We start from the raw sequence: 4,694 nt of genomic DNA on the forward strand, positions 1-4,694 counted from the left end.
CCCTCCGCTCTAGAAGGCCCGATGCCGCACAGGGACGGTATCGGCAGGCCGCAGGAGGATTCGGTGGATCTGGTGTTGCTGGTGGCGGCGGCGATCGTGGTCGTCAGTGCCGTGGGGAGCGCCGTGCGGGGCGCGCGGCGCGTGGTGGAGCGGATGGTGGCGGACATCGTGGTGCGGACGCTCGGCGGGCGGGAACGGCGCCCGGACCGGGTGGCGGCGCGGCCGGCCGGCGCCGTGCCACGCCTCGGCGCCTTCCCCGGAGCCGGGGTGAGCCGTCGTGGAGGACGCGACGAGCGCTGAGGTACGGGTCACCGCGCCCCCGGGGGCGGAGAGCGCCGTCTTTCCCGAGCTGCGCGGGCGGGATCTGGCGGAGTCGCTCCATCAGGCCGAGTATCCGGGACTGGTGCGCTTCCTGCTGCTGAGCGGGGCGTCGTGGAACGAGGCGCAGGACGCGGCGCAGGACGCGTTCACCCAGATGTGCCGCCCGGACACCCGGGTCACGTATCCCAAGGCATGGCTGCGGACGGTGGCCTGGCGTTCCTGGTTACGGCAGCAGGTGCGCCCGGAGGACCCGTGCGCCGAGGTCCCCGACGTGCGGTCGCCGCACTGGCAGACCCCGGCGCACGCGGCGGAGCTGGGCACGGAGGAACGTACCGTCATCGAACATCTGCTCAGGCTCCCCGCCAAGCAGCGGGCCGCACTGGCGTGGAATCTCGACGGCTTCACCGCGCAGGAGAGCGCGGAGGCGATGGGCATCACCCCGGAGGCCGTACGCCAGAATCTGGCCCGCGCCCGGTCGGCGCTCAAGGCGCTGCTCGGCCTGGAGGGCCGGGCGGCGGGCCCGGCACGGAAGGTGGGGCGATGAGCGACGGCGGGGACGACCGCCTCGACGCGCTGCTGGGCGACGCGTACCAGCGGCTCGGTATCGCGGTCTACGACTCGTTGATGAGCCAGGGCGGGCCGCCGGAGCCGGTCGATCCGGAACGGGCGCTCGGGCGGCTGCTGGCGGCGGCGCACCGGCAGACGAAGACGGCGGTCGTCCGGCGTACCGCGCAGCTCAGGAAGGAGGCGTTCGCACGTGACCACGACGGCGGGCCGGCGGGTTCCGCGCGGAACGGGAGCGCGCTGATGAGCCGTCCGGCGGCGGTCCGGCTCAAGTACCGTGAGCAGGCGCTGCGGATGGCGCGGGCGTACTGGCCGCGGGAGCTGGACGAGGTGATCCATGGGGCGCTGGCGGCCATAGAGGAGCTGATCGTCCAGTTGGACGCGGAGTCGCTGGCGGTCCGTGCGGACGGCACGCTGGCGCGGGTGAGCGAGGACATCGGCCGGGTGCTCACCCTGCCGCAGGCGCCGCAGCTCCCGCCCGCGCTCACGGGCTACGGCTTTTCCGAGGCGGTCCAGGAACGGTTGTCCGCCCATGCCGACCGGCTCGTGGCCGCCGTGCGCGACGCCCGGACCCTGCTGGATCTGGAGCTGATTCCCCATCTCGCCGACGAGGACGTCTCCTGGCCCGGGGCGCTCGAAGTGGCCCAGGACCTCGCGGACGATCTGGATCTGGCGCACCGGGAGGCGGTGTCCCTGCTGGGCGCCGTCACCTCGGTGCGGGAGGCGGGCACCGACTTCCGCGGGGCCGATCTGCACGCGGTGGATCTGCGCGGGGTCCGTCTCGAAGGCATCCGCTGGGACGCCGCCACCATCTGGCCGCCCGCCTGGGAGCAGCGGATCCGGCGGGCGTCGCTGGCGGCGGACGACGGTCTCGGCGTCCTCGTGGTGCGGACGGAGCCACGGGACAGCACGGTTGCGGCGGACCTGTGAGCGCGTGCCCGGCACCGGGGGCCAGGGCGTGCACCCTTGCGCCGGGCCGGGCCCGGGCCCGTCTCCCGCCCGGCGGGGGTACGAACCATTGCCCGTGCCCGCCCGTGGCCGACCGTGCCCCGGCTCGCCCGGCTCAGCTGCCCGGCGGGGCCCCCGGCGCCGCCGGGGCGGTGGGAGCCGGGGAGCGGTCCTCGTTGAAGATGACGCCGGAGCCGGAGGGGGCGGAGTTGAGCACCCACAGCCCGGCGAGGGTGGCGAGGGCGAAGACGACGGCGACCAGGAGCGAGAGGATCAGTCTGCGCCGGCGCTCGCGGCGCTGCCACTGTCCGCGCGCCGTGCGGTAGGCGTCGGGCGCGGGGTGGACCTGGCCCGCGAGCGCCTCCATCGCCTCGCGCAACTGCCGCTCGGTTCCGGAGCCGTTCACCGGCTCGGTGTCGGAGCTGTTCATCGACGGTTCTCCATCACCTGGGTCAGTGCGGCGATCCCGCGTGCGGTGTGGGTCTTGACCGAGCCGGCCGAGATCCCCATGGCCTTGGCGATCTCGCCCTCCTTCAGCCCCATCCAGTGCCGCAGGACGAGCGCCTCCCGCTGCCGGGGCGGCAGTTGCCTGAGGGCTCCGATCAGCGCCCGCTGGTCGTCGTGGAGCAGGGCCGTGTACTCGGCCGACACGGTCCACTCGGCCGGAGGCGCCTCCGCGTGTTTGCGGACGATCTGGAGGTGGCGTATGCGCATCCGGGTGAGGTTGCAGACGACGGAGCGCAGATACGACTCGGCCCGGTCCGCGTCGCGCAGTTTGCGCCACTTGCGATAGATCTCGTAGTACGCCTCGGCGACGATGTTCTCGGGGTCGTCGGCGCCGAGGAGGGCCGCGAGGCGGAGCATCGAGGTGTAGTGCAGCTCGAAGAGGCGGGCGAGGGCCGCTTCCCGCTCCGGTTCGGCGCTCTCACCGACCGGGCCCGCCGCGGTGCCGTCGCCCGGTCCGGGGTCGTCCTCGCGCGCGGCGGGGCGGGCCGCGGGCGGGAACAGGGCGCGGGTGGCGCGTGGGGTCCGTCTCATGGGGAGCTGGTTCCCGTCTCGGGGCGGGGGCTGACTGGGGGCCGCAGGGACAGTGTGGTGGTGTCCGGGGCGCCCGGCACCCCCCGCCACCGCAGCAGGACGGTACCGGCGGCGGCGACGGCCAGGTTGAGGAGGAGGGCCGCGAGCCCGGCGTACATCTGTGGGGTGTGTCCGCCCGGGCCGAGCGGAATGACGGGTGAGAAGCCCTCCCGGACAACCATGACGGTACCGAACGCCATGCCCGTGGCCCACCCCGCGAGGAGGGCGCGATGGTGCAGCCACCGGGCGTACAGACCGATCGCGACGGCGGGCAGGATCTGGAGGATCCATACGCTGCCGAGGAGTTGGAGGTTGATCGCGGCCTGGTCGCGCAGCCCGAACACAAAGGCGATGGCGCCGACCTTCGCGGTGAGGGACACGGCCTTGGCGATGCGTACCTGGCGCTTGGGGGTGGCGGTGGGGTGGACGTACTCGACATACACATTGCGGACGAACGAGGTCGCCGCCGCCACCGACATCACGGCGGCCGGGACCAGGGCCCCGACGGTGATCGCGCCGAGGACCAGCCCGGCGAGCGGCGCGGGCATCAGCCGGTCCACCAGCATCGGCACCGCGGACTCGGCGCTCCCCTCGGGGGTGCGCACCCCGGCGGCGACGGCGGCGATCCCGAGCAGTCCGAACAGGGCGAGCACCGCCGTCCAGACGGGCAGCGCCACACAGACCCGGCGCAGGACCGAGGGGCCGGACGCGGCGAAGCCGACGTTGAGGATGTGCGGGTACATCAGCAGGGCCAGCGCCGACCCCAGGGCGAGTGTGGCGTAGGCGAGTTGCTGGTCCGGGGCGAGCAGCAGGGACGCGCGCGGGCCGCCGGTCTGGCCGGCGAGTTCGCCGGCCGCCGCGTCGAAGACGGCGCCGGGGCCGCCGAACCGGTCGAGCACCAGCCAGATCACGGCCAGGACGGAGCCGAAGACGGCGACGCCCTTGAACCCGGAGATGACGGTCGGGGCGCGCAGCCCGTGCCGGTAGGTGGCGATGGCGAGCCCGGCGAAGAGGACGACCATGACCAGATCGCCGGTGAGGGCACCGGAGGTGTCGACTCCGCCGGCGGCCAGGACGGCGCGGATGCCGAGCAGTTGGAGCGCCAGATAGGGCATGGTCGCCAGAATCCCGGTGAGGGCGACGGCGAGCGCGAGCCCCGGTGAGCCGTAGCGGCCCCGGACGAAGTCGGCGACCGTGACGCAGCGGTTGTCCCGGGCCACCGACCACAGTCGGGGCAGCAGGACGAAGGCGAGCGGGCAGACGATCACCGTGTAGGGGACGGCGAAGAAGGCGGGCGCACCGTTGCCGTAGGCGAGTCCGGGGACAGCCGTGAAGGTGTAGGCGGTGAAGACGGTGCCGCCCAGCAGCAGCCAGGTCCAGCCGGTGCCCAGGCTCCGGTCGGCCAGCGCCCAACCCTCCAGCGACGGCAGGGTGTCGCCGGCGTGGAATCGCCGGGCGGTCACGGCCAGCAGCGAGGCAGCGCCGATGACGGCGAGGAACGCCGCGGTCACGGCACCTTCGGGCATCGCTCACCGTCCGTGCTGCTCTTGGGGTGTCTCTGCTGGATCCTGCTGGGCTCGCCTCGCGTGCCCTGGTTGCGCGACCGGACGATTTCGAGGACAGGGTTTCGCGGAAATTCTTCTGAGATCCCGTGTCAACCAAACCGCGGAGGTCGGCAACTCTTCCACAGACCGGCGGTGAACCGCGTCGGAAATCCGGCATCAGGGGAGGAACCCGTGGCAGGAAGCGTCCACCCGGCGGGGCGCGGCGGACGGGGCACGGCG

General features: G+C 73.5%; 6 protein-coding genes. 3 read left to right on the forward strand and 3 right to left on the reverse strand.

Features of this window, described 5'->3' with window-relative positions; all coding sequences use genetic code 11:
* From ACWF94_RS33895 to ACWF94_RS33905, 3 genes are all read left to right on the forward strand, one after another.
* A partial coding sequence (locus ACWF94_RS33895) for a hypothetical protein (protein ID WP_453497493.1) occupies positions 1-300 on the forward strand: 300 nt, incomplete at its 5' end.
* Positions 278-865: an RNA polymerase sigma factor gene (locus ACWF94_RS33900; RefSeq protein ID WP_453497496.1), complete on the forward strand. Its 588-nt coding sequence runs from the start codon at positions 278-280 to the stop codon at positions 863-865. The genes ACWF94_RS33895 and ACWF94_RS33900, both read left to right, overlap by 23 nt.
* Positions 862-1,815 (forward strand): hypothetical protein, encoded by a 954-nt coding sequence (locus tag ACWF94_RS33905; RefSeq protein WP_453497499.1) that lies wholly within the window; start codon positions 862-864, stop codon positions 1,813-1,815. The genes ACWF94_RS33900 and ACWF94_RS33905 overlap by 4 nt, the downstream gene beginning before the upstream one ends.
* A gap of 133 nt (positions 1,816-1,948) precedes the next feature.
* Here ACWF94_RS33905 and ACWF94_RS33910 read toward each other — a convergent pair whose 3' ends face one another.
* From ACWF94_RS33910 to ACWF94_RS33920, 3 genes are read right to left on the reverse strand one after another with little or no spacing between them, the layout of a single operon-like run.
* Positions 1,949-2,263, reverse strand: a complete 315-nt coding sequence (locus ACWF94_RS33910; protein ID WP_453497502.1) for a hypothetical protein — start codon at positions 2,261-2,263, stop codon at positions 1,949-1,951.
* On the reverse strand, positions 2,260-2,871 hold the full coding sequence (locus tag ACWF94_RS33915; RefSeq protein ID WP_453497505.1) for a sigma-70 family RNA polymerase sigma factor: 612 nt from the start codon (positions 2,869-2,871) through the stop codon (positions 2,260-2,262). Before ACWF94_RS33915 ends, ACWF94_RS33910 begins: the two co-directional genes overlap by 4 nt.
* A complete protein-coding gene (locus ACWF94_RS33920; RefSeq protein ID WP_453497508.1) occupies positions 2,868-4,436 on the reverse strand; it encodes a sodium:solute symporter family protein in 1,569 nt (522 codons plus the stop codon). Before ACWF94_RS33920 ends, ACWF94_RS33915 begins: the two co-directional genes overlap by 4 nt.
* Between the last annotated feature and the right edge of the window lie 258 nt (positions 4,437-4,694).

The organism is Streptomyces sp. NPDC055078, assembly GCF_053607985.1.

Excerpts from the sequence above, each read along its gene's own strand:
- ACWF94_RS33905 (WP_453497499.1), top strand. The coding sequence starts at position 862 with ATGAGCGACGGCGGGGACGACCGCCTCGACGCGCTGCTGGGCGACGCG.
- ACWF94_RS33910 (WP_453497502.1), bottom strand. The coding sequence starts at position 2,263 with ATGAACAGCTCCGACACCGAGCCGGTGAACGGCTCCGGAACCGAGCGG.
- ACWF94_RS33915 (WP_453497505.1), bottom strand. The coding sequence starts at position 2,871 with ATGAGACGGACCCCACGCGCCACCCGCGCCCTGTTCCCGCCCGCGGCC.
- ACWF94_RS33920 (WP_453497508.1), bottom strand. The coding sequence starts at position 4,436 with ATGCCCGAAGGTGCCGTGACCGCGGCGTTCCTCGCCGTCATCGGCGCT.